The organism is Bradyrhizobium sp. KBS0727 (genome assembly GCF_005937885.2).
GTDB lineage: Bacteria > Pseudomonadota > Alphaproteobacteria > Rhizobiales > Xanthobacteraceae > Bradyrhizobium.
The window spans coordinates 3,500,300-3,522,878 of record NZ_CP042176.1; the positions used below are offsets into that span (position 1 = coordinate 3,500,300).

22 protein-coding genes are annotated in these 22,579 nt (G+C 61.5%); 17 read left to right on the top strand and 5 right to left on the bottom strand.

All coding sequences use genetic code 11. From position 1 onward, the window contains the following. Window positions 1–454: 454 nt before the first annotated feature. The 12 genes from FFI89_RS16135 to FFI89_RS16190 all read left to right on the top strand — a co-directional run bounded on the left by FFI89_RS16135 (window position 455) and on the right by FFI89_RS16190 (window position 12,706). The gene (locus FFI89_RS16135; protein ID WP_138838144.1) at window positions 455–823 is read left to right on the top strand and encodes a DUF2946 family protein; all 369 of its coding nucleotides are present in this window, start codon (window positions 455–457) and stop codon (window positions 821–823) included. 63 nt (window positions 824–886) lie between these two features. Then, window positions 887–1,885 (top strand): hypothetical protein, encoded by a 999-nt coding sequence (locus FFI89_RS16140; protein WP_138838146.1) that lies wholly within the window; start codon window positions 887–889, stop codon window positions 1,883–1,885. A gap of 2 nt (window positions 1,886–1,887) precedes the next feature. Further along, a complete protein-coding gene (locus FFI89_RS16145) occupies window positions 1,888–2,280 on the top strand; it encodes a copper resistance CopC family protein (protein WP_246669505.1) in 393 nt (130 codons plus the stop codon). A gap of 16 nt (window positions 2,281–2,296) precedes the next feature. Next, the gene (copD, locus tag FFI89_RS16150; RefSeq protein WP_138838148.1) at window positions 2,297–3,256 is read left to right on the top strand and encodes a copper homeostasis membrane protein CopD; all 960 of its coding nucleotides are present in this window, start codon (window positions 2,297–2,299) and stop codon (window positions 3,254–3,256) included. A 102-nt stretch (window positions 3,257–3,358) separates the two neighbouring features. Then, complete coding sequence (locus FFI89_RS16155) at window positions 3,359–3,733, top strand: DUF2946 family protein (protein WP_138838151.1); 375 nt, start codon at window positions 3,359–3,361, stop codon at window positions 3,731–3,733. An 84-nt stretch (window positions 3,734–3,817) separates the two neighbouring features. Then, window positions 3,818–6,322, top strand: a complete 2,505-nt coding sequence (locus tag FFI89_RS16160; RefSeq protein ID WP_138838153.1) for a TonB-dependent receptor — start codon at window positions 3,818–3,820, stop codon at window positions 6,320–6,322. Window positions 6,323–6,371: 49 nt separating this feature from the next. Next, window positions 6,372–6,881, top strand: a complete 510-nt coding sequence (locus FFI89_RS16165) for a copper chaperone PCu(A)C (protein WP_138838155.1) — start codon at window positions 6,372–6,374, stop codon at window positions 6,879–6,881. Then, the gene (locus tag FFI89_RS16170; protein ID WP_138838157.1) at window positions 6,878–7,399 is read left to right on the top strand and encodes a YcnI family protein; all 522 of its coding nucleotides are present in this window, start codon (window positions 6,878–6,880) and stop codon (window positions 7,397–7,399) included. Before FFI89_RS16165 ends, FFI89_RS16170 begins: the two co-directional genes overlap by 4 nt. A 7-nt stretch (window positions 7,400–7,406) precedes the next feature. Then, the gene (locus FFI89_RS16175) at window positions 7,407–8,984 is read left to right on the top strand and encodes a copper resistance CopC/CopD family protein (RefSeq protein ID WP_138838160.1); all 1,578 of its coding nucleotides are present in this window, start codon (window positions 7,407–7,409) and stop codon (window positions 8,982–8,984) included. 328 nt (window positions 8,985–9,312) lie between these two features. Next, window positions 9,313–10,641 carry a proline--tRNA ligase gene (gene proS, locus FFI89_RS16180; RefSeq protein ID WP_138838162.1) on the top strand — a complete coding sequence of 443 codons (1,329 nt, stop codon included), beginning with the start codon at window positions 9,313–9,315 and terminating at the stop codon, window positions 10,639–10,641. Window positions 10,642–10,719: 78 nt separating this feature from the next. After that, window positions 10,720–12,000 carry a lipoprotein-releasing ABC transporter permease subunit gene (locus tag FFI89_RS16185; RefSeq protein WP_138838164.1) on the top strand — a complete coding sequence of 427 codons (1,281 nt, stop codon included), beginning with the start codon at window positions 10,720–10,722 and terminating at the stop codon, window positions 11,998–12,000. Window positions 12,001–12,007: 7 nt separating this feature from the next. Further along, entirely contained in the window at window positions 12,008–12,706 is a 699-nt protein-coding gene (locus FFI89_RS16190) for an ABC transporter ATP-binding protein (RefSeq protein WP_138838166.1), read from the top strand. A gap of 81 nt (window positions 12,707–12,787) precedes the next feature. On the opposite strand, the gene FFI89_RS16195 is transcribed toward FFI89_RS16190, so the two are convergent. The 3 genes from FFI89_RS16195 to FFI89_RS16205 all read right to left on the bottom strand — a co-directional run bounded on the left by FFI89_RS16195 (window position 12,788) and on the right by FFI89_RS16205 (window position 13,771). Then, window positions 12,788–13,048: a DUF3551 domain-containing protein gene (locus FFI89_RS16195; RefSeq protein WP_138838168.1), complete on the bottom strand. Its 261-nt coding sequence runs from the start codon at window positions 13,046–13,048 to the stop codon at window positions 12,788–12,790. Beyond that, the gene (locus FFI89_RS16200) at window positions 13,048–13,332 is read right to left on the bottom strand and encodes a DUF3551 domain-containing protein (protein ID WP_138838170.1); all 285 of its coding nucleotides are present in this window, start codon (window positions 13,330–13,332) and stop codon (window positions 13,048–13,050) included. The genes FFI89_RS16195 and FFI89_RS16200 overlap by 1 nt, the downstream gene beginning before the upstream one ends. 145 nt (window positions 13,333–13,477) lie before the next feature. Then, the gene (locus tag FFI89_RS16205; protein WP_138838172.1) at window positions 13,478–13,771 is read right to left on the bottom strand and encodes a DUF3551 domain-containing protein; all 294 of its coding nucleotides are present in this window, start codon (window positions 13,769–13,771) and stop codon (window positions 13,478–13,480) included. A 305-nt stretch (window positions 13,772–14,076) separates the two neighbouring features. On the opposite strand from FFI89_RS16205, the gene FFI89_RS16210 reads away from it, so the two are divergent. From FFI89_RS16210 to FFI89_RS16225, 4 genes are all read left to right on the top strand, one after another. Beyond that, window positions 14,077–14,823 carry an outer membrane protein gene (locus FFI89_RS16210; protein ID WP_138838174.1) on the top strand — a complete coding sequence of 249 codons (747 nt, stop codon included), beginning with the start codon at window positions 14,077–14,079 and terminating at the stop codon, window positions 14,821–14,823. Between the two features lie 640 nt (window positions 14,824–15,463). Then, window positions 15,464–15,706, top strand: a complete 243-nt coding sequence (locus tag FFI89_RS16215) for a histone H1 (protein ID WP_138838176.1) — start codon at window positions 15,464–15,466, stop codon at window positions 15,704–15,706. Between the two features lie 84 nt (window positions 15,707–15,790). Further along, on the top strand, window positions 15,791–16,282 hold the full coding sequence (locus tag FFI89_RS16220; RefSeq protein WP_138838178.1) for a hypothetical protein: 492 nt from the start codon (window positions 15,791–15,793) through the stop codon (window positions 16,280–16,282). Window positions 16,283–16,558: 276 nt separating this feature from the next. Continuing rightward, window positions 16,559–17,572, top strand: coding sequence for a helix-turn-helix domain-containing protein (locus FFI89_RS16225; RefSeq protein ID WP_246669472.1), 1,014 nt, complete (start codon window positions 16,559–16,561; stop codon window positions 17,570–17,572). Between the two features lie 4 nt (window positions 17,573–17,576). On the opposite strand, the gene FFI89_RS16230 is transcribed toward FFI89_RS16225, so the two are convergent. Both FFI89_RS16230 and FFI89_RS34365 read right to left on the bottom strand, forming a co-directional pair. Next, window positions 17,577–18,524, bottom strand: coding sequence for a hypothetical protein (locus FFI89_RS16230; RefSeq protein WP_138838180.1), 948 nt, complete (start codon window positions 18,522–18,524; stop codon window positions 17,577–17,579). Between the two features lie 171 nt (window positions 18,525–18,695). Further along, window positions 18,696–19,061, bottom strand: coding sequence for a hypothetical protein (locus tag FFI89_RS34365; RefSeq protein WP_168212727.1), 366 nt, complete (start codon window positions 19,059–19,061; stop codon window positions 18,696–18,698). On the opposite strand from FFI89_RS34365, the gene dnaE reads away from it, so the two are divergent. Beyond that, window positions 19,026–22,535, top strand: a complete 3,510-nt coding sequence (gene dnaE / locus FFI89_RS16235; protein WP_138838182.1) for a DNA polymerase III subunit alpha — start codon at window positions 19,026–19,028, stop codon at window positions 22,533–22,535. The two genes, FFI89_RS34365 and dnaE, sit on opposite strands and share 36 nt — an antisense overlap. Window positions 22,536–22,579: the final 44 nt, after the last annotated feature.

Sequence of the window (22,579 nt, forward strand, 5' to 3'; positions counted from 1 at the left end):
TCGAAAACGTTATCGAAAAAAAAGAGCAGGGCGCTAGCCCTGCTCAAAAATTGTGTCGACCCTTAATTTCCTCGAAGATTTGGATTTGATCTTGATGACCGAGGCGACGCTGCTTGTGCGCGTCAGGGCTCCTCCCGAGACTTGGACCACCAGACTAAGACCTCTCGGCCAGCCTGAGCCCGCACTGTTAGACCATCTCGTTCGTCTTGTCATCATTTTCAGCAACGATTGTTCAAAATTCCAGCAATCTGCGAAATGATTGAGATTTCACCACTATTGGTTGCGGGTCGTCGGCGATACTTCAAAAAGGCGGTAATTCGGTAGGCTGTTTTCATGGGCGCCGCCGACACCAAAGCGGGCCGGTTAATCCCGGGAGGAGGAATTAAAAACCCGGGAACCTGATCTCGACTTCGGACTCCCTAGGTGATTAGGTTCTGCTTCGGATGGGCTGGTGATGCGCGCACGGCTGAAGAATTTTCTGCCAATCGTTCTATTGGCGCTGGTGGTGCAGATTTTCGCACCGATCGGTGCTTGCTGGGCTGCCAGCATCGCCGCGTCCGATCCGCTTGCCGCCGCCGTAATCTGCCACGGCAATGGCGCTGCCCCGAGCGGGCAGTCCGACCAGACCGGCCATCGCGCCCACGACGGGTGCTGTTCGGTTTGCAGTGTCTTGCAGACCGGGGCGCCGGTCGATGTGCCGCAAATCGCGGCAGCGATCACTTTTGCTCCCCTGGCCGCGCATGTGGTCTGGACCGAGTTTACGCCCGCGCGGTTTGCTTCCCGGGCCGGCTCGCATGCGCAGGCGCGCGCGCCCCCCTGTTGACGTGAACCTGCCGGCCGATAGGCCGTTCCGATGCGTTCACGCCTCAGATTGCGGAGAATTCTCATGTTTATGCGCTTCCTGCGCGCGGGCCTGCCCGGGCTCGTGGTTGCACTCGTTCCAGTTGGGGAAGGTGTTGCTCACGAAATCGTCGGCAATCGTTTTTTTCCGGCGACGCTTGAAATCGACGATCCCGGCGTCAACGACGAATTGTCCATCCCCACCGTCTCGTCTTTCAAGACCGGCGACGATCCTTCCTTCCGGCAACGCGATATCTCGGGGGAGTTCTCAAAGCGCATTACCGAGGCGTTCGCAGTTTCGTTCGGCGTCACGCACAGCCATCTCAGCGCGCCAAGCGGGCCGACCGGGATGGGAGCGGACGGATTTCAAAATCTGGAGACGACCTTCAAATACCGCCTGTTCAAGGACCCGGTGCACGAGTTCGTCATGTCGGTCGGCCTCAACGTCGAATGGGGCAGGACCGGCGCGCAACGCGTGGGCGCGGAACAGTTCAACACCTACACGCCGACCCTGTATTTCGGCAAAGGGTTCGGCGATCTTCCGGACACACTGTCGTGGATACGGCCGGTAGCCGTCACCGGTCAGGTCGGCTACGCGATTCCGGGCAGAAATTCGACCACGACCTTTGGAATCGACCCCGACAGCGGGGATCCAACCGTAGATACCGAATTTCATCCGCGCGTGCTGAATTGGGGTGGGACGATCCAGTACAGCATGCCCTATCTGAAATCGGCCGTGATCGATCTCGGCCTGCCGGATTTTCTCAACCGCTTCATTCCGCTGGTTGAAGCAACCATGCAAACCCCCGTCTCGAATACGTTTACGTCCGGCACGTTGACGACGGGCACCATCAACCCGGGCTTCCTCTGGATCGGAAGCGGTTTTCAGATCGGTGTCGAGGCGCTGATACCCATCAACCGGCAGAGCGGCACCAATGTAGGCGTCATCGGCCAATTGCACTTCTATCTCGATGACCTCGATCCACGCGGGATCGGCAGGCCGATATTCGGCAACGCCGTGTCGCCTTCCTTGGTTCGAAATTGACGATGAAACAGGAACCCGCCATGCCCATAAAATCGACAACGCGTCGCGCGATGCTCGCCGCGATCACCCCAATGCTGCTTCTGCTGGCAACGAACAATGCCACCGCACATGCGCTTCTCGATCGCGCCGAACCGCGCGTTGGTAACACCGTTGCGACGGCGCCGAGCGAGGTGACGCTCTGGTTCACCCAAAAACTTGAGGCTTCATTCAGTTCCGTCACCGTGACCAACGCCGCGGGAAAACGGGTTGATACCGGCAAGCCCCGCGTCAGCGGCAACCAGATGTCGATTTCGCTGACAGCGGGGGGCACCGGGACCTATCGTGTCATCTGGCGCGTGCTCTCGGTGGACGCGCACCGGACCGACGGCAGTTACTCGTTCCGGGTCGGCCAGTAGAGCCGCGGGCAAACCAATGGATGGGCTGGGCGCGGAGATCGACGATCCCCTGGTTGTGATTCGTGCGCTGCACTTCGCGGTGACCGCGATGACAACGGGGATTTTGGTTTTCCGCGCGATGGCAGTCGACACGGCCTTTTGCCTGCAGACGCCGTCCGGGCCGAGGGTCAGGGTGCAACTCCTGCGCCTGGCCCGGATCGGTCTTGCGCTATCGGTGGCCTCGGGCCTGATTTGGCTGCCGCTGGTGGCGGCCAGCATGAGCGGTCTTTCGCTTGAGGACGCCGCGACCTCCGAGGTTATGCTGGCCGTGTTGAACCAGACGCAATTCGGGCAGGTCGCGGAAATCCGCTTTGCACTGGCGATCATTCTGGCCGGCTGTCTGAGGTATGACCGGGTTCCGTCGGCGCGCTGGCTTGGGTTGGCGATGTCCCTATGCCTGACTGCGGCCATCGCGTGGACCGGACATGCGGGATCGACCGCCGGCTCCATGGGGATTGTGCATTTGGCAGCCGATACCCTCCATCTGGGCGCCGCAGCCATCTGGATCGGGGGCCTTGTTTCGCTGGTGGTGCTGTTATCGGCGAGCACGCAGGACCGCACGGTCGCAAGCGCTTCGTTTGCGTCTGAGGCCACCCGGCGTTTTTCAACCCTCGGCGTCGCGGCTGTCCTGGCGATATTCGTGACGGGTTTCGTCGACTCGTGGATTTTGGTCGGCTCTCTTCACGCCTTGACCGCTACCGGCTACGGGAAGCTGCTGTTGCTGAAGATCGCGCTGTTTGTTGCCATGCTTTCGGTTGCGGCGGTAAATCGGTTTTGGTGGACGCCCCGGCTCGCCTTGCCGCTATCGCCTGCGACCGAGGGCGATGCGCGTCGCAAACTTGCACGCAACAGCGTGATCGAGATCGCTCTGGCGTTGATGATTTTTACGATTGTCGGGGTACTGGGTACGCTGCATCCCGCAATCCATTCTTCGTAGGTACTGAGATTTGTTGGCGCTGAGGAATGAGAGAGATAGCTCGGCCTCGATCTGGACTGGGAGCTTGCGCGGTGATTGGGTGGGGATCGGAATAGGTTTGTGATGCGCAAGCGGCTGAAGAATTTTCTGCCAATCGCTCTATTGGCGCTGGTGGTGCAGATTTTCGCACCGATCGGCGCTTGCTGGGCTGCCAGCATCGCCGCGTCCGATCCGCTTGCCGCCGCCGTGATCTGCCACGGCAATGGCGCTGCCCCGAACGGGCAGTCCGACCAGACCGGCCATCGCGCCCACGACGGGTGCTGTTCAGTTTGCAGCGTGCTGCAGACCGGCGCGCCGGTCGATGTGCCGCAAATCGCGGCAGCGATCACTTTTGCCCCCCCGGCCGCGCATGTGGTCTGGACCGAGTTCACGCCCACGCGGTTTGCTTCCCGCGCCGGCTCGCATGCGCAGGCGCGCGCCCCCCCGATCGTTTCCTGACGACCTCGCGACCGGAGCGATCTTTCGCGCCGGTCAATGCCATTGAGTGGGCCGGCTTAACTGCGCCGGTGTCAGGACAATTCCATGTTTCGTTATCATGCCCTCGCCGGTGTGAGCGCGATTGCAATTCAGGCGGCGCTGCTGGCGTCCGCCGGCGTTGCACGTGCGCAAAGCGGTGACGCCAAAGTGTTGCCGCCCGTCACGGTCGACGCGCCGCGGACGCAGGCCCGGCGCGCCGTCGTTAATCCCGCCACGCGCGCTGCGACCCGACGGCCGTCGCAGGCAGTTGCGGCACCGGAGCGGCAGCGGCCGGTGGTCGTCGTCGATACCACGGGCGCCGGCGCCAATGCGTCGCTGGGGCCGCCGGCCGCGGTCGCGCGGTTTCAGCTTCCGCAACAGTCCTACAGCGTCACCGCCAAGCAGATCGATGAAACCATCAATCTCAAGGACCCTGAGGATGCCGTCAAATACATGCCGAGCCTGTTCGTGCGGAAACGCAACGACGGCGACAACCAGGCGGTGCTGGCAACCCGGAGCTGGGGCCTCAATTCGAGTGCGCGCACGCTGATCTACTACGATGATCTCCTGATTTCCGCGCTGATCGGCAACAACAATTCCGGCGCCTCGCCGAAGTGGAACCTGATCTCGCCGGAAGCGATCGGCCGCGTCGATTTCCTCAACGGGCCGTTCGCGGCTGCCTATCCCGGCAATTCGATCGGTGGGGTGCTGCTGATCACCTCGAAGATGCCGGACAAGCCGTTAGCGGTCGCCAAGGAGACGGTGTCGGTCATGCCGTGGAACCAATACGGCACCAAGGACACCTATGTGACCAGCCAGACCAGCGCGGCGGCGGGCGACCGCAAGGGGCCGCTATCGTGGCTCGTCAGCGCCAACTATCTCGATTCCTATCAGCAACCGTTGACCTACACGACCAACGGTACGATTCCGGCAGGGACCAGCGGAACGTTTCCGGCGCTGAACAAACAGGGGATCCCTGCAAACGTGGTCGGCACCGGCACGCTCGCCCATTCCCAGCAGACCTCAGCCAATCTGCGGCTGGCCTACGATGTCTCGCCGCTGGTGCAGGCGACGTATTCGCTGGGGGTCTGGAATAACCACCAGACGTCGGACCCGCAGACCTATCTGCGATCGACGGCGACGGGTGCGCCGACCTTTGCCGGCATCGTGGGCTTTGCCGGCAGCAAATACACTTGGGACCAGACCCATCTCAGCAACGCCGTTTCGCTCAAGAGCGACACCAAGGGTGTGTTCGATTTCGACCTGTCGGCGTCGACCTACAATTATTTGCAAGACATCATGCTCAACCCGTTCACGGTCGCCCCAGCGGGCGTTGGCTATTCGCTGAACGGCAAGATCACGCGCAACGACGGCACCAACTGGCAGAACGCCGACGCCAAGGGCATCTGGCGGCCGTTCGGCGTCGATGGTCCGCACCAGGTCAGCTTCGGCGTCCATGGTGACCGCTATCGTTTCGAAAATCCGGTCTACCTGTCGTCGGTCTGGTACGCGACATCCTCGACCGGCACCGGCCAAATATTCTCCACCGGGGTCGGCGAAACTCGCACCGGCGCACTGTGGGTGCAGGACGCCTGGAAAATCGCTCCCAATTTGAAACTGACATTGGGCGGGCGGCTGGAGGACTGGCGGGCGCTCGATGGTTTCAACATCAACCCCAACACCGCGGCGGGCACCGGGACGCCGGCTGTGCCGATTCCCCAGTTGACGCTGGTACCCAAAAATCAACCGGAACTGAGTTCGACGAACTTCTCGCCAAAGGCATCGCTCTCGTTCGATCCGAACAAGGATTGGAATGTCACCGCGAGCTTCGGCGAGGCCTATCGCTATCCGACCGTCACCGAACTCTATCAGAACGTCACGGTTGGCGGCGTCGCGACCTTCGCCAATCCGTTTCTGGCACCAGAGCACGATTTCACAGGCGAATTGAACGTCGAGCGCAAATGGAGTGACGGGCGGGTCCGGCTGACGTTGTTCAAGGAAAAAACCTACGACGCGATCATCTCGCAGACCAACCTCGTGACCAATCCGATGACGCAGGCGCAGACGCCAACCACCACAATCAGCAATGTCGATGCGATCCGGATGCAGGGCGTCGAACTGTCGGCCGAAAAGGACAATGTCGGGATCAAGGGACTGCAACTGTTCGGCAGCGTTACCTATGTCGATTCACGGATCCTGTCCGACCCGAGCTGGGCCGGCCTCGATCCCCTGACGAACAAGCCGACGACGGTGGTCGGCAAACGGGTTCCGTTCGTTCCGGACTGGCGGTCCAAGTTCGGGGTGACTTACCGGCCGAATGAAAGCTGGGCCTATACGGTCGCGGCGCGCTACAGCGGCAAGCAGTATTCGACGCTCGATAACACCGACAGGATTCCCCACGTCTACGGCGCCTTCGACAACTTCTTTGTGGTGGACATGAAGGTCCACTACAATGCGACGAAGAATTTCGCCTTCGATTTCGGGATCGATAATCTCTTCAATCAGCAGTACTTCCTGTTCCACCCGTTCCCGGGCAGGACGTTCGTTCTCGCCGGGAAATACACGTTCTAGTATTTAATCTGCCGTCCGACGCCACCAACAAGAAACCTAAGGAAACTCGATGAACGCATTCTCACGCACCTTCACTTTCGCGGCACTCGCGGTGGCGCTGCTTGCCGTTCCCGCCCGTGCCGAAGAGGTCAAGGCCGGTGACCTCGTGATCTCGCAGGTCTGGAGCCGCGCTACGCCGAACGGCGCCAAGATCGCCGGCGGTTATCTCACCATCGAGAACAAGGGCGCCGCGCCGGACCGGCTGATCGGGGGCAGAGGCGACATCGCCGGCAAGGTCGAAGTCCACGAGATGACGATGAACAACGGTGTCATGACCATGCGTCCGCTCGACAAGGGGCTGGTGATTGAGCCGGGCAAGACCGTGAAGCTGGCGCCGGGCGGCTATCATCTGATGATGTTCGACCTGAAGGGCCCGCTCAAGCAGGGCGAGAAGGTGCCGGTGACGCTCGAGTTCGAAAAGGCCGGCAACGTGAATTTGACGCTGGACGTGCAGGGCGTCGGCGCCCAGGGACCCGGCGGCATGGATCATTCCGGCGGTCACATGGAGATGAAAAAGTGAGGACGGGAAGGGCCGTTTTAGGCATTGTCGCAGCGCTGGTCGTGTCGCCGGCCGGTGCACATGTTTCGCTCGAAGGCAAACAGGCGACGATCGGATCGTCCTACAAGGCGGTGTTCGCGGTGCCGCATGGCTGCGCGGGATCGGCGACGACAAAGATCCGCGTGCAGATTCCGGAAGGGGTGATTGCTGCGAAGCCGATGCCGAAAGCCGGCTGGAACGTCGAGGCGATCAACGGCAAGTATGCCGCCGAATACGACTTTCACGGCAGCAAACTGTCCGAGGGCGTCAAGGAAGTGGTGTGGAGCGGCGGCAAACTGCCGGATCACCAATACGATGAGTTCGTGGTCTCGACGTTTCTCACCGATGGCCTGAAGCCGAACACCACACTGTATTTTCCGGTGGTGCAGGAATGCGAGCAGGGGGTGAGCCGCTGGATCGACATTCCCAAGGAAGGCGAGGCTCACGGTCACGGCAGCAAGTCGCCGGCGCCCGGCGTCAAGCTGATGCCAAAACCGTAGCGCGCCGATGACGCGCTTTATCGCCGGCCTTGCGGCGCTGCTGGTGGCGCTCTGTCTTGCGACCGGAGCGTCGGCGCACGCGTCGTTGATCTCCGCGGAGCCGGCCGATGGCAGCGTGCTGGCTGAGGCGCCGAAGGCCATGCAGCTGCGCTTCAATGAGAGCGTGGTGCCGGCGGTAGCGAGCCTGATCGATGCTGACGGCAAGGCGCACGACGTCACCATGCGTGCCGTCGACCAGGCGGTCGAGATCGTCTTGCCCGAGAAGTTGCCGCGCGGCACGCAAGTCCTGAGCTATCGCGTGGTGTCGCAGGATGGGCATCCGGTGGCGGGGGCGGTGGTGTTTTCGATCGGCGCGGCGACCGGCAATGCGGCTTCGGCCAACGCCGGTTCGATCTCTGTCACCACAGCAAGCCTGATCTGGCTGGCGCGGATCGGCGTCTATCTCGGATTGTTTGTTGGTGTCGGCGGCGTGTTCTTCGCCGCCTGGATCGGGTTTGGGCCGTACGGCGCGAAGACCATCCTTGGTTCGCTCGCGATCGGCTTGGCCTGCGCGGTGGCATCGCTGGGCCTGCAGGGCCTCGACCTGCTCAACCTTCCACTCTTGGCACTGGTGACCCTGGCGCCATGGAAGGGCGCGCTCGGCACCAGCCTTGGACCGTCGATGCTGATAGCGATCGCCGCGATGGCCGTCGCGCGGCTCGCTTGGCAAAGCCCGACCATGACGATGGCCTGGATGCTGACCTCGCTGGCGATGATCGGCGTCGGGTTTTCGCTGGCGACCTCCGGCCATGCCGCGACCGCGCCGCCGGAGTGGTTGACGCCGACGCTGGTGTTCGTTCACGGCATCGCGGTCGCCTATTGGGTCGGCGCCCTGGCGCCGCTGGTGGTGATGGCGCGGCGGCGGCACAACGACTTGCCGCGGGTGCTCCGGCAATTCTCGACCGTGGCGGTGCCGCTGGTGGGTCTGTTGGTGTTGACCGGCCTCGTGCTCGCGATCATTCAACTGGAGAGTTTTCGCGCGCTGATCGACACTTGGTACGGCATCATCCTCTTGGTCAAGCTCGTGCTGGTGGTGCTGCTGCTTGCGCTGGCGGCGCTGAACCGGTTTTTTCTCACGCCGGCGGTCGTGCTGGATGGAAAGAATACGCGGACCTTCGGCGGATCGGTATTTCTGGAATTCCTGCTGGTGGTCGGCATTCTCATCGCGGTCGCAGGCTGGCGTTTCACGACGCCGCCGCGGGCGCTGGCCGATTCCGCCGACGCGCCGCTTGCGGTTCACATCCATACCGAGACGGCGATGTTCCAGGTGCTGATATCGCCGGGCAAGGTAGGCGCCGACGATTTCGTGTTGCAACTGATGACGGGCGACGGCAGCCAGCTCGCGGCCAAGGAAGCGACGTTGACGCTGAGCCTGCCCGAGCGCGGCATCGAACCGATCGAACGCAACGCCGTGCGCGGGCCGGACGGTTATTGGCATGTGCGCGGCGTGCCGTTGCCGCAGCCCGGCCGCTGGCACATGCAGATCGATGCGCTGGTGTCCGATTTCGAGAAGGTCACGCTGGAAGACGATTTCGAGGTGCGGTGATTGGAGTCCTCCGTCATTGCGTAGCCCGGATGAGCGAAGCGACGTCCGGGACAACTCTCGCACCGCCCCGGATATCGCTACGCTCATCCGGGCTACAAGATGGATTGCTTCCGCCTTCGCTCGTTGAGCTTCGGCGGACACGTCGCTCCGCTCGCAATGACGGAGCGGCGGCGGGGCACTTCATGCCAATGCCTTAATTCATCGGCGAAATCGGCCGGAAATCCGCATTTCCTGCGGCTTTTTCATAGCCTCCGGCCTTGTCTTTTCACACCCGATCCGGTTTCACTGCTTCTCCCTCGTGTCCCCAACTGATTCCCAGAGTTTGTCCATGCGATTGTCGCGGTTTTTCCTGCCCATCCTGAAAGAGAATCCGAAAGAAGCGGAGATCGTCTCGCACCGGCTGATGCTGCGCGCGGGCATGATGCGGCAGGAAGCGGCCGGCATCTATGCGTGGTTGCCGCTGGGATTTCGGGTGCTGAAGAAGATCGAGCAGATCGTCCGCGAGGAACAGGACCGCGCCGGCGCGCTTGAACTTCTGATGCCGACGCTGCAGCTCGCCGACCTCTGGCGCGAGAGCGGCCGTTACGACGCCTATGGTCCGGAGATGCTGCGCATCAACGACCGCCACAAGCGCGAATTGCTGTACGGGCCGACCAACGAGGAAATGATCACCGAGATCTTCCGCGCCTATGTCAAATCCTACAAGAGCCTGCCGCTCAACCTCTACCACATCCAGTGGAAGTTCCGCGACGAGCAGCGTCCGCGCTTCGGCGTGATGCGCGGCCGCGAATTCCTGATGAAGGATGCCTATTCGTTCGACATCGACGAAGCCGCGGCGCGGCGTTCCTATAACCGGATGTTCGTCGCTTATCTCAGAACCTTCGCGCGGATGGGGTTGAAGGCGATCCCGATGCGCGCCGAGACCGGCCCAATCGGCGGCGATCTCAGCCACGAGTTCATCGTGCTCGCCGAAACCGGCGAGTCAGGCGTCTATTGCGACAGCGACGTGCTCAACCTGCTGATCCCGGGCGACGACGTCGACTATGACGGCGATCTCACGGCGATCATCAAGCAGTGGACCTCGGTCTATGCCGCGACCGAGGACGTTCATGACGCCGCGCGCTTCGACAGCGAAGTGCCGGCCGAGAAGAAGGTCCACACCCGCGGTATCGAGGTCGGCCAGATCTTCTATTTCGGCACCAAGTATTCCGACGCCATGAAGGCCATGGTCGCCGGCCCCGACGGCATCGACGTGCCGATCCATGGCGGCTCCTACGGTGTCGGCGTGTCGCGCCTGGTCGGTGCCATTATCGAGGCCTGCCACGACGATGCCGGCATCAAATGGCCGGAAGCCGTGGCGCCGTTCACCGCCGTGATCCTGAACCTGAAGCAGGGCTCGGAAGATACCGATGCGGCCTGCGAGAAGCTCTACCGCGAACTCGAGGCCAAGGGCGTCGATGTGCTGTACGACGACACCGACCAGCGCGCGGGCGCGAAATTCGCCGCCGCCGACCTGATCGGCATTCCCTGGCAGATTCTGGTCGGTCCCAAGGGGCTTGCCGAGGGCAAACTGGAGATCAAGCGGCGCAGCGACGGGTCGCGCGAGAATCTCAGCCCGGCGGACGTGGTGGCCAAGATAACGGGCAAACACGGGTAAATAAGATTATCCACGAAGTGGCCGTTAATGTTGGCCAGTCCGGCCACATTTGGCCCCGAATCATGGGATTATCGAAAGATGGATGAGACCATGAGCGAAACAATCCGAACCCCGCCCTTTGCGGCCTTCGAATGGCTGCTGTCCGGGCGTTACTTGCGGGCGCGTCGCAAGGAAGGCTTCATCTCCGTCATCGCCGGCTTTTCGTTCCTCGGCATCATGCTCGGCGTCGCCACGCTGATCATCGTGATGGCCGTCATGAACGGCTTCCGCAAGGAACTCTTGGACAAGATCCTCGGCCTCAACGGCCATTTGCTGGTGCAGCCCTTGGAATCGCCGCTGACCGACTGGAAGGACGTCGCCGAGCGGATCAGCGGGGTTCAGGGCATCCGGCTGGCGGCGCCGGTCGTCGACGGCCAGGCGCTGGCATCCTCGGCCTTCAACGCCTCCGGCGTGCTGGTGCGCGGCATGCGCGCCGACGACCTCAACAATCTCACCTCGATCGCCTCGAACATCAAGCAGGGCACGCTGGAAGGCTTCGACGAGGGCCAGGGCGTCGCCATCGGGCGGCGGCTCGCCGATCAATTGTCGCTGCATGCCGGCGACAGCATCACGCTGGTGGCCCCGAAGGGGGCCGTGACCCCGATGGGCACGACTCCGCGCATCAAGCCCTACAAGATCGCGGCGGTGTTCGAGATCGGCATGTCGGAATACGATTCGAGCTTCGTGTTCATGCCGCTGCCGGAGTCGCAGGCCTATTTCAACCGCAAGGACGACGTCACCGCGATCGAGGTGTTCACCGACAACCCCGACAAGATCGACGCCTACCGCAAGAGCGTGACCGAGGCCGCGGGACGGCCGGTGTTCCTGGTCGACTGGCGGCAGCGCAATTCGACCTTCTTCAACGCGCTGCAGGTCGAGCGCAACGTGATGTTCCTGATCCTGACCATGATCGTGCTGGTCGCAGCCCTCAATATCGTCTCCGGCCTGATCATGCTGGTAAAAGACAAGGGCCAGGACATCGCGATCCTGCGCACCATGGGCGCCTCGCAGGGTTCGATCATGCGGATATTCCTGATCACCGGCGCCTCGATCGGCGTCGTCGGGACGTTCGTCGGCTTCATGGTCGGACTGCTGATCTGCCTCAATATCGAATCGATCCGGCAGTTCCTGTCGTGGCTCACCAACACGCCGTTGTTCGATCCGACGCTGTATTTCCTTTCCCGCCTGCCGGCGGAGATCGATTTCGGCGAGACCGCCGCGGTCGTGATCATGGCGCTGACGCTGTCGTTCCTGGCAACGCTCTATCCCGCCTGGCGCGCGGCGCGGCTCGATCCCGTCGACGCGCTCAGGTACGAGTGAGGACGAGATGGCCGAGGGGGCGGAAGACGTACCGGTTATCTATCTCCACGAGATAAAACGCGAGTACAGGCAGGGCGAAGCGACGCTGACCATTCTCAACGGTGCCAAGCTGGCGCTGTGGGCGGGGCAGTCGGTGGCGCTGGTGGCGCCGTCGGGTTCGGGCAAATCGACGCTGCTGCATATCGCGGGGCTGCTGGAGACCCCCGATGACGGCGAGGTCTATGTCGCGGGCGCGCCGACCTCGCAACTATCCGATATCGACCGCACCCATATCCGGCGCAGCGATATCGGCTTCGTCTATCAGTCACACCGGCTGCTGCCGGAATTCACCGCGCTGGAAAATGTCATGCTGCCGCAGATGATTCGCGGCCTCAAGCGCGCCGAGACTGTGTCGCGCGCGACGGAAATCCTGGCCTATCTGGGGCTCGGCGACCGCATCACGCACCGGCCGGCCGAACTTTCCGGCGGCGAGCAGCAGCGGGTGGCGATCGCGCGCGCGGTCGCCAATGCGCCGCGGGCGCTGTTGGCGGACGAGCCGACCGGCAACCTCGATCCGCACACGGCCGATCACGTCTTTAATGCGCTGATGCAACTGGTGAAGGCGACGCGGGTCGCGATGCTGATCGCAACCCACAATATGGAACTGGCCGGCCGGATGGACCGGCGGGTGTCGCTGGTCGACGGCCAGGTCGTCGAACTCGACTGACCCGGTCGTCGAATTTCGACTGACCCGGTCGTCGAGTTCGACTGACCGGCTCATGGCGCTGCTTCGTCGCGGCGTTGCGTCTCAGTAGACGCTGCGATGCCGCCTGCGCACCGGTTGGTATTCGGTGGCGCTCGCGAGATAAGGGTTGACGATGCATTGCGCGGCACGCCCAGAGGCCGACATGTTGCATTGAGGCAGCGAGGTATAGCTGCACTCATAATAATTGATCGGGCCGTAAACATGGAGACAGACCGGGTAGTTCGAACCGTAGGTCTGAGCATGCGCCGGCGCGGCGAGCGAGATGGCTCCCAGTGCGAGAACGGTCGAAGCTGCAATGCGCATCAGAAGTTCCTTCGTGACAGGCGGTTGTGATTGGTCGGCAGTTCAGCGGTTGGCAGCTTTGACAATTCAGCCTTGGCGCCGAAATAGGGATTCGAGACGCAGGTCGCATCGCGGCCGGAGGCTGTCGCCTGACATTGCGCGAGCGACGAGAAGCTGCAATCGCCGGTACCTCCGCCGAAATCGCAGCCCTTGATGCAGAAGGCCATCTCGCGCGCCGCAGCCGGCGTCGCAACGGCCGCCGCGACGGCACCGCACGCCATCAACGTCCGCAATGCGCTCCGCATGCTTTCCTCCGTCACGGCTTGTCGAATTTCTGATGGACAGCAGACAATCCGCCCGCGTCCGCGTCAAATCACGTTAGCGCGCAAGCATTTCGGCGCGCGCACTGCAAAATGTGATCGCGTGTCGGGAATATCTACGCGGAGACGCTCAGTAACGTGGATAGCCGTAGGCCGGCGGCAGCGTGCGGCCGGGCAGGGGCCGATAGCCGGCTGTTGGAGCGTCGCTGGTACCGACATAATAGGGATTGGCGATGCACCACAGCCGCCGCCCCGATGCCGTCGCCTGGCACTGTTCGTAGCTCGTGAAGGTGCAGTTGCTGAGACCCGGCTGGTCGTCGCCCTGGATGCAGAACGGATAGCGGGTGCCGACGGCTGCAGCGGGGGCCGCGCCGAGTGCGGCCAATCCGCTTGCGGCCAGCAACACAAGAATCGCTCTACACATATTTGTATCTCCTCGAGTCCATCGATGCATCTTCGGTTCCATGACGCCGACAGAACAGCCACGTTCGCCTTTTCGTCAACACATTCTCCAGCGGAATACCGCGCCGAAATTCAAATGTGAAATTTTTGCGGCAAGGTTGCGGCACAAAATTTCGAAAAGTGCCCGCAACGCATCATTAACTTACACCTTCAGCGAACTCGTTTCGCATTCGCTGTTGCCGTGAGGTTACAGCAATTTGGTCTGAGAATGCTATCAGACTGCGCACGGCCTTGGGGGCTGTACAACTTGGAACGGGAATAAAAAGAATGAAGAAGGTTTTGCTTGTTACGGCCAGTCTGATCGCGCTCGGCGCGGCAGCGCCGGCAGTCGCTGCGGATCTCGCTGCGCGTCCTTACACCAAGGCGCCCGCGATGATCGCCGCTGTGTATGACTGGAGCGGTTTCTACATCGGTGCCAACGGTGGTTGGGGTTCGAGCCACAACAGCTGGAATTCGGTCGCGCCGTTCGCGGTGGGCGCCGAGGGCTCCCACGATGCAACCGGTGGCACCATCGGTGGTCAGGTCGGCTATCGCTGGCAGGCGGGCACCTGGGTGTTCGGCTTGGAAGCGCAGGGCAACTGGGCTGACTTCAAGGGCAGCAACGCCAGCACGCTCTTCGGCCCCGGTTTCGTGAACAACTCGAAGACCGACGCGTTCGGCCTGTTCACCGGTCAGGTTGGCTACGCTGCCAACAACTTCCTGCTCTACGTCAAGGGCGGTGCGGCTGTGACCTCGAACACCTACCGCATCAATACGGCGGCAGGCGCGCAGTTTGGAACCACCAACGATGACACCCGCTGGGGTGGCACGATCGGCGTCGGCGCCGAGTACGCCTTCGCTCCGAACTGGTCGCTCGGTCTCGAATACGACCATCTGTTCATGCAGGACAAGACCTACAACTTCACCAACGGTGCCGGCGTGTTGGTCGGCAGCGATCGCGTCCGTCAGGACGTCGATCTCGTCACCGCTCGCCTGAACTACAAGTTCGGCGGCCCGGTCGTCGCAAGGTACTGATTTCGCGCGCTTCGGCGCACGATCGAGACAGAAGGCCCCGGGCATTGCCCGGGGCTTTTTTGTTGGGCCGGAGTGGCCATTAACCATCGGGAATTGTCGCCCCGCACCCGCTCAACGGCACCCTTGGGTAGTGGGTCAGTTTGATTGTGGCAGCGGAACTGGCTTGAACCGGCTCGCCGTAGGCGCATATTCACTGGATGGCACAAGGCTTGTCTGCACCACCATTAACCCGCGAGGAGTTCGCCTCGTTGCAGCACTGCGCTAAGGGTCCGATGCACCGCACAATCCCGCCCGAACATAAAGACCGACTGATCCATCTAGGATACATACTGGAATTGCCGGGCGAGCTTCGACTAACGAACGCTGGCAGGCAAAGAATTGCGGAAGGCGAATGATAGATAACAGTTTGGTTGTGGCGCGCGCTGGAAAATGGGCGAGTGCGGGCGCATATTTCGAGAATGGAAACAACAGTCGTCCAGTGCCGGTGCGGCGCTGAATATAAGCGCGTCGAACCAATGTGCTTAATGCCGCATAGCGGCCACGTATCCTGTGAAGTCTGCGGGGCGGTATTAGAGTCTTGGGCGGAAGACACTCACGTTGCCACATTCGAACTGGTCAAGCGTCCAGACGGAAAGCCTGCATGACTAGCCATCCCAAACGCCCTAGGGACCCCAACCAGCTCGCCAAGTCGATTATCGACATAGCGACCGGCCAGAAGCCTGACCGCGACCCCACGCCAGAAGAGCAGGGCAAGGACCCGGCTGCGGTGGCGTTGGGCCGCAAGGGTGGTTTAAAGGGTGGCGCTGCGCGTTCGGCCTCACTTACGCCGGAACAGCGCGCAGATATCGCCAAGAAGGCGGCCGCGGCCCGCTGGAAGAAATAGCCCACCGTCACCTTTTGTTCACTATAGACTTGAACATATCAATCCTTCGGTCTATATGGTCTCTGCAACGCAGCCGAGGCCCATATGAACAACTCCACTCAAGTCCTTCTTACGACTGATCAAATTGATCAGTGGGAGCGCGAATCCGCCGACGCGGCCCGCATCATTGCGGAACAGCAAGCGCGATTGGAGGATTTGCGGACCAAGCTCAAGGCCGCTGAAATCTTCCGGCCCAAGCCAATTCCGGAGCGGGATCGGCAGCTATTCGTTGAGCCGCCATTGCTCGCGAACGACGACACCTTCTTCCAGCATACAATTACTTCGGAGCCGCCGCCGAGCAGTCGGGATGGCGACAACATGGTCGCCGCCATAGAGAAGATCGCCAACGAAGCTCCTAGGCCGATCTCAAAGAAGCAACTCAAGAAGACGCTGGCTGAACAGGGCTTCGCGCCAGAACGGCTCGCGAACTACTTCTACACCGCAATTCACCGCCTCAAGGCTAAGGAGCGGATTACGGTAATGCCCGACGGGAGCGTCTGGAAAGACCCCCTGACGTTGGAGGCGCACAGCAATTAAGGCTCCGGCGGTGAATCCTGGACGAGGGACCGCGCGGAGCCTTGGTAGAACTGCCCCGTGAAGTCGGGGAGGAGGTGGAACATGACAATATAGTTGCCATGGTTGCGGCCCCCGCGAAAGCGGGGGCTTGCACCGTTTGTATATAACTCCTTGAAAAGATTGTCAAATCCTTAAAAACGCGAGTCCCTTCAAAGACTTATGCGAACGATAGGCTATTGCCCATCTAATTGACCTTTATGCTTGACCGGTCATGTATGGGAGTGTATATACATGCCCATGAACAAGCTGGACCGAAAGACCCGCGCCCAAATCCTCCACCTTCTTTGTGAGGGGCAATCGCTCCGTGCCATTACCCGGCTGACCGGCTGCAGCAAGAACACGGTCGCCAAGCTGCTTGTTTCCGCCGGTCACGCCTGCGCGGCCTATCAAGACAAGACGCTGCGCAAGCTGCCCTGCAGGCGCGTCCAGATGGATGAAATCTGGAGCTTCGTTTACGCCAAGGCCGCCAACGTGAAGGGTGCCAAAGCCGCTCCGGAGACCGCTGGCGACGTTTGGACTTGGACCGCGATCTGCGCCGACACGAAGCTGATTGTTAGTTGGCTGCTCGGCGCTCGCGATCTAGACGCCGCCGTAGCCTTCACCCAAGATTTGGAAAGCCGTCTTGCGAACCGCGTGCAGCTAACCAGCGACGGCCACGCGCCGTATCTGCTCGCCGTCCCCGGCGCGTTTGGCGATCAAGTCGACTACGCGATGCTAATTAAGCAGTACGGTGCGGACCCGCAGGCAGAGAAGCGATACAGCCCGGCCAAGTGCATCGGTGCGAAGAAGAAGCCAATCGAGGGCAACCCGGACCCGAAGCATATCAGCACGTCATATGTCGAGCGCAGCAACCTGACCATGCGCATGCATATGCGCCGGTTCACGCGGTTGACCAATGCATTCTCAAAGAAGGTTGAGAACCACGCCGCCGCGATTGCGCTTCATACGATGTACTACAACTTCGTTCGCATTCATCAGACGCTCAAGGTAACGCCCGCAATGGCCGCTGGCGTGTCCGATAAGCTCTGGGAAGTGTCCGATATCGTCGAAATGCTTGAGCAATGGGAGCTTGCGAACTTCAAGCCGGAATATCAGCTCGTCGTCCGGCAGTATGCCATCGACAAGGGCCATTCGGTTAGCGTCATGTGGCGCGGCGGGGAAGTGGATAGCGTCTTTGGGTTTGCAAGTGAGAATGATGCTTTGGCGTGGATCAGGGAGAAGTCGCAGGCATGGCTTCTAGAGAATAAGTAGCGGACTATTTCGGAGCAATCTTCTTTTGCTTGGGCTTGGGTGGATTTACAATTCGCAGCAAGTGAAATTCGGAAGGCGTTCTGACCCCTTCGCTATCGATATCAAAAAGGATCAAAACATCTCCCCAAATTTCGGTTTTTGTGAAAAGTGATTCTGGATTAATCTTCTTGTCGAGTTTCATTGGCACCCGATCATCAAAAAACTCCGGAATATGGCCCGCCCAACCATACTTGCCACGGTCGCGATCCATCGCGTGGATGATAATTTTTTGGCCGTTTTCCATTTGAGACTCGGTGGCGCTCTTTGTCGCTACCACCTCGGCCGTGTTGAAGTCGGGAATCTGAGCAATGGCGCTTGCGCCTATCGTGGTGCCGGCGCCAGCGATAGTCGAACCTGGATGCCCAGCGGTCGGCGCAAAGAAACTTCGTATCGCGGAAGTTAGTTGCCCTTGCTTCTTGTCTGCCAACCTTGCTCGTACCGCCGTCTCAATCTGCTCGGGCTGCATTTGGATCAAGTCACCGGCGACTAGGGTTAGACTTTTGAAGCTTTCATCAATTTGATCTGTCTTTTTGGTTGGGAACAGGCGCTCAATAGTTTTGCTTACCCCGTAGACGGCAATCATCATAACAATGACCGTGAGCAGGTTATGGTAACGATCCGGGACAACAAGGCCGGTCAGGTCGGTTACAATTGCTGGCATGTCGGTCTGCAAACCAGCTTGGAAGGCGGCAACAATCGCAACGGCAAAAACTTCGCGAAGTGGGGACTCGTGCACAACGCGACGGACCGAAACTTCCGCTCGCTCGATAACCAACCCCGGGATAAGCGCTTCAAGAAGGAAGGCGGCTTCTGCGACCAACTTCCCGTTGGCCACCAAACTCTCCGCAATGACAGAAACAGGAATATATCCGTCAACGTCATACCGGACTTGGTGTGGTAATAATGCATCCATCGGAGCTTCCCCCCAAAGATGCATACAACGGGCGGAACTACCCTGACGCAACTAGCCATTAGTGATCTCCAAAATTAACCAAGCGATTTATTTCAGGGTCACTTTTCAAACTGACCCACTACCCACCCTTGACTCCTGGAACAAAAAAGGAACAATGTTCCCCGTATGTTCTCACATCGGAGTCGGGTTCATGTTGAGGTTGTTCGTGGAAGAAGCGGCGGCGCTGGCATCGATTTCATTGTTTATCGGGATGATTGCGGTCTGGGCGCAGGTGATTCCCCAGCTCTGACGTAAGTGGCGGGAACCGGGTCTTTTGCGGTCTGGAAATGCCTGCTGGGGAAAAGCCGGATGGCGGGCGCGAAGGTCGCGTTCCGCGTGGACTCTGCAAGGCCAAGGCATCACCATTGCGGGATTGCGAGTCGGGATTTCGCGGAAGGCCGTTGCTTTCCTGGGAGCCTGACGAACGCTGCCATCCACCTTGCCAGAGCCCGTTAAGCAGCCATGCCCAGCGCCGGATTCGTCCATCTTCATGTTCATTCGGCCTATTCGCTGCTGAAGGGTTCGATCAAGATCGCCAAGCTCGGCGAACTGGCCAAAGCGGACCATCAGCCGGCGCTGGCGCTGACCGACACCGACAACATGTTCGGGGCGCTGGAATTCTCCGACAAGATGGCGGGCTACGGCATCCAGCCGATCGTCGGCCTCGAACTCGCGGTCGATTTCGGCGACCAGGACCCCAATGCGCGCAACGTGCTGTCGGCGGCGCCGTCGCGCATCGTGTTGCTGGCCTCGCGCGAGCGCGGCTATCGCAGCCTGATGCGGCTGAACTCGCGGGCGTTCCTGGAGACCCCAATCCATCAATCGCCGCATATCAAGCTCGAATGGCTCGAGGGTGATTCGGAAGACCTGATCGCCCTGACCGGCGGTCCCGAGGGGCCTATTTCGCTGGCGCTGCATGCCGATCAGGCCGGTCTCGCCGCGACGCGCTGCGACCGGCTCGCGAACCTGTTCGGCGATCGCCTCTATGTCGAATTGCAGCGCCACGGCATCGACAGGGAACGCCGCGTCGAAAGCGGCCTGATCGACCTCGCTTATGCCAAGGGCCTGCCGCTGGTCGCGACCAACGAGCCTTACTTCGCCAGCAATGACGATTACGAAGCCCACGACGCACTGCTCTGCATCGCCGGCGGGAAACTGATCGCCGAGACCGATCGCGACCAGCTGACGCCCGATCATCGCTTCAAGACCCGCGCCGAGATGGCGGTGCTGTTTGCCGACATTCCGGAGGCGCTGGCCTCCACCGTCGAGATCGCCGAACGCTGCTCGTTCCGGCCGATGACGCGCAAGCCGATTTTGCCGCGCTTCACCGTCGGCGCCGGCTCGGGATCCGACGCGGTGAGCGAGGAGGCCGCCGAACTGAAGCGTCAGGCCGAGGAGGGGCTCGCACGGCGGCTTGCGGTCCATGGCCTGTCGCAAGGCACCACGGAAGAGGATTATCAGAAGCGTCTCGCCTTCGAGATCGACGTTATCAACCGCATGAACTATGCGGGCTACTTCCTGATCGTTTCCGACTTCATCAAATGGGCCAAGGCCCAGGGCATTCCGGTCGGGCCGGGCCGCGGCTCCGGTGCCGGATCGCTGGTCGCCTATGCGCTGACCATTACCGACCTCGATCCGATCCAGTTTGGCCTGCTGTTCGAGCGCTTTCTCAATCCGGAACGCGTTTCGATGCCGGACTTCGACATCGACTTCTGCCAGGACCGCCGCGGCGAGGTCATCGACTACGTGCAGCAACGCTATGGCCGCGACCAGGTGGCCCAGATCATCACGTTCGGTACGCTGCAGGCGCGCGGTGTGCTGCGCGACGTCGGCCGCGTGCTGCAGATGCCCTACGGGCAGGTCGACAAGCTGACCAAACTCGTCCCGCAGAATCCCGCGGCACCCGTCACATTGGCGGCGGCGATTGCCAGCGAACCGAAGCTGCAGGCATTCCGCGACGAGGACGCGGTGGTGGCGCGCGCCTTCGACATCGCCCAGCGCCTTGAGGGCCTGACGCGGCATGCTTCGACGCACGCCGCCGGCATCGTGATCGGCGACCGCCCCCTGAGCGAACTGGTGCCGCTCTACCGCGATCCCAAATCCGACATGCCGGTAACCCAGTTCAACATGAAATGGGTCGAGCCGGCGGGGCTCGTCAAATTCGACTTCCTCGGCCTGAAGACGCTGACCGTGCTCGACGTCGCGGTCAAACTGCTCAAGCAGCGCGACATCCACATCGATCTCGCGACGTTGCCGATCACCGATGCCGCGAGTTACCAGATGCTGGCCAAGGGCGATGTGGTCGGCGTGTTCCAGGTGGAAAGCCAGGGCATGCGGCGGGCGCTGGTCGACATGCGCCCCGACCGCTTCGAGGACATCATCGCGCTGGTGGCGCTCTATCGCCCCGGCCCGATGGCGAACATTCCGACCTATTGCGCGCGCAAGCATGGCGACGAGGAGCCGGAATATCTGCACCCGATGCTCGAGCCGATCCTGAAGGAAACCTTCGGCGTCATCATCTACCAGGAACAGGTGATGCAGATCGCCCAGGTGATGGCCGGCTATTCGCTCGGCGACGCCGACCTGTTGCGGCGCGCGATGGGCAAGAAGATCCGCGCCGAGATGGAAAAGCAGCGCGCGATCTTCATCGCCGGCGCGGTGAAGAACGGCGTGCCGAAGGGACAGGCCGATACGATCTTCGAGCTGCTGGCGAAATTCGCCGACTACGGCTTCAACAAGAGCCATGCCGCGGCCTATGCGCTGGTGTCCTATCACACCGCCTATATGAAGGCGCATTACCCGGTGGAGTTTTTGGCGGCGTCGATGACGCTCGAACTCAACAACACCGACAAGCTCTCGGAATTTCGCGCCGAGGCGCAGCGGCTCGGCATCAAGGTCGAGGCGCCCAACATCAATCGCTCGGGCGCGACCTTCGAGGTCGGCGACAACACGATCTATTACGCGCTCGCCGCGCTGAAGGGCGTTGGCCCGGCGGCAGTCGAACTCATTGTCGAGACCCGGCGGGAAGGCGCGTTCACCTCGTTGGCGGATTTCGCCGCGCGCGCCAACCCGCGCGCGATCAACAAGCGGGTGATCGAAAGCCTCGCCGCCGCCGGCGCCTTCGATACGCTGGATGCCAATCGGGCGCGGGTGTTTGCCGGCGCGGAAGCGATCCTGGCCGCCTGCCAGCGCAGCCACTCGGCCGCGACGCTCGGCCAGAACGACATGTTCGGCGGCGCGTCCGACGCGCCGACCATCATGTTGCCGCAGGTCGAGCCGTGGCTGCCGGCCGAGAAGCTGCGCCGCGAATACGACGCCGTCGGCTTCTTCCTGTCCGGCCACCCGCTCGACGACTACGTGACCGTCCTGAAGCGGCTGCGGGTGCAGTCCTGGGCGGAATTCTCGCGCGCCGTCAAAACCGGCGCCACCGCGGGCAAGGTCGCAGCGACGGTGGTCTCGCGCATGGAACGGCGCACCAAGACCGGCAACAAGATGGGCATCATGGGGTTGTCAGACCCGACCGGCCATTTCGAAGCCGTGCTGTTTTCCGAAGGCCTCGCGCAGTATCGCGACGTGCTGGAACCGGGAGCGGCGGTGCTGCTGCAGCTTGGCGCCGAACTGCAGGGCGAAGACGTGCGGGCGCGGGTGCTGCATGCCGAACCGCTCGATGATGCCGCGGCCAAGACGCAAAAGGGCCTGCGGATTTTCGTTCGCGACACCAAGCCGCTGGATTCGATCGCGCGGCGGCTGAACATGCCGGAAGCGGCGCCGCCCGGCGGCCTGTCGAAGACTCCATCGGCGAAGCCTGCGCCGGCGCCGTCAGGCGGAGCCGATGGCGACGTCTCGCTCGTCATCATGCTCGACCTCGAAACCGAGGTGGAGATGAAGCTGCCCGGCCGCTTCAAGGTCTCGCCGCAGATCGCCGGCGCGATCAAGGCGGTGTCGGGCGTGGTGGACGTCCAGACGCTTTAATGGAACTTTTCGACTGTCGGCCCAATTACGGTCCAGGGGCGCGT

Coding starts and splice junctions, on each gene's coding strand:
- FFI89_RS16135 (WP_138838144.1), top strand. CDS start 455: ATGCGCGCACGGCTGAAGAATTTTCTGCCAATCGTTCTATTGGCGCTG.
- FFI89_RS16140 (WP_138838146.1), top strand. CDS start 887: ATGTTTATGCGCTTCCTGCGCGCGGGCCTGCCCGGGCTCGTGGTTGCA.
- FFI89_RS16145 (WP_246669505.1), top strand. CDS start 1,888: ATGAAACAGGAACCCGCCATGCCCATAAAATCGACAACGCGTCGCGCG.
- copD (WP_138838148.1), top strand. CDS start 2,297: ATGGATGGGCTGGGCGCGGAGATCGACGATCCCCTGGTTGTGATTCGT.
- FFI89_RS16155 (WP_138838151.1), top strand. CDS start 3,359: ATGCGCAAGCGGCTGAAGAATTTTCTGCCAATCGCTCTATTGGCGCTG.
- FFI89_RS16160 (WP_138838153.1), top strand. CDS start 3,818: ATGTTTCGTTATCATGCCCTCGCCGGTGTGAGCGCGATTGCAATTCAG.
- FFI89_RS16165 (WP_138838155.1), top strand. CDS start 6,372: ATGAACGCATTCTCACGCACCTTCACTTTCGCGGCACTCGCGGTGGCG.
- FFI89_RS16175 (WP_138838160.1), top strand. CDS start 7,407: ATGACGCGCTTTATCGCCGGCCTTGCGGCGCTGCTGGTGGCGCTCTGT.
- proS (WP_138838162.1), top strand. CDS start 9,313: ATGCGATTGTCGCGGTTTTTCCTGCCCATCCTGAAAGAGAATCCGAAA.
- FFI89_RS16185 (WP_138838164.1), top strand. CDS start 10,720: ATGGATGAGACCATGAGCGAAACAATCCGAACCCCGCCCTTTGCGGCC.
- FFI89_RS16190 (WP_138838166.1), top strand. CDS start 12,008: ATGGCCGAGGGGGCGGAAGACGTACCGGTTATCTATCTCCACGAGATA.
- FFI89_RS16195 (WP_138838168.1), bottom strand. CDS start 13,048: ATGCGCATTGCAGCTTCGACCGTTCTCGCACTGGGAGCCATCTCGCTC.
- FFI89_RS16200 (WP_138838170.1), bottom strand. CDS start 13,332: ATGCGGAGCGCATTGCGGACGTTGATGGCGTGCGGTGCCGTCGCGGCG.
- FFI89_RS16205 (WP_138838172.1), bottom strand. CDS start 13,771: ATGTGTAGAGCGATTCTTGTGTTGCTGGCCGCAAGCGGATTGGCCGCA.
- FFI89_RS16210 (WP_138838174.1), top strand. CDS start 14,077: ATGAAGAAGGTTTTGCTTGTTACGGCCAGTCTGATCGCGCTCGGCGCG.
- FFI89_RS16215 (WP_138838176.1), top strand. CDS start 15,464: ATGACTAGCCATCCCAAACGCCCTAGGGACCCCAACCAGCTCGCCAAG.
- FFI89_RS16220 (WP_138838178.1), top strand. CDS start 15,791: ATGAACAACTCCACTCAAGTCCTTCTTACGACTGATCAAATTGATCAG.
- FFI89_RS16225 (WP_246669472.1), top strand. CDS start 16,559: ATGAACAAGCTGGACCGAAAGACCCGCGCCCAAATCCTCCACCTTCTT.
- FFI89_RS16230 (WP_138838180.1), bottom strand. CDS start 18,524: ATGGATGCATTATTACCACACCAAGTCCGGTATGACGTTGACGGATAT.
- dnaE (WP_138838182.1), top strand. CDS start 19,026: ATGCCCAGCGCCGGATTCGTCCATCTTCATGTTCATTCGGCCTATTCG.
- FFI89_RS34365 (WP_168212727.1), bottom strand. CDS start 19,061: ATGAACATGAAGATGGACGAATCCGGCGCTGGGCATGGCTGCTTAACG.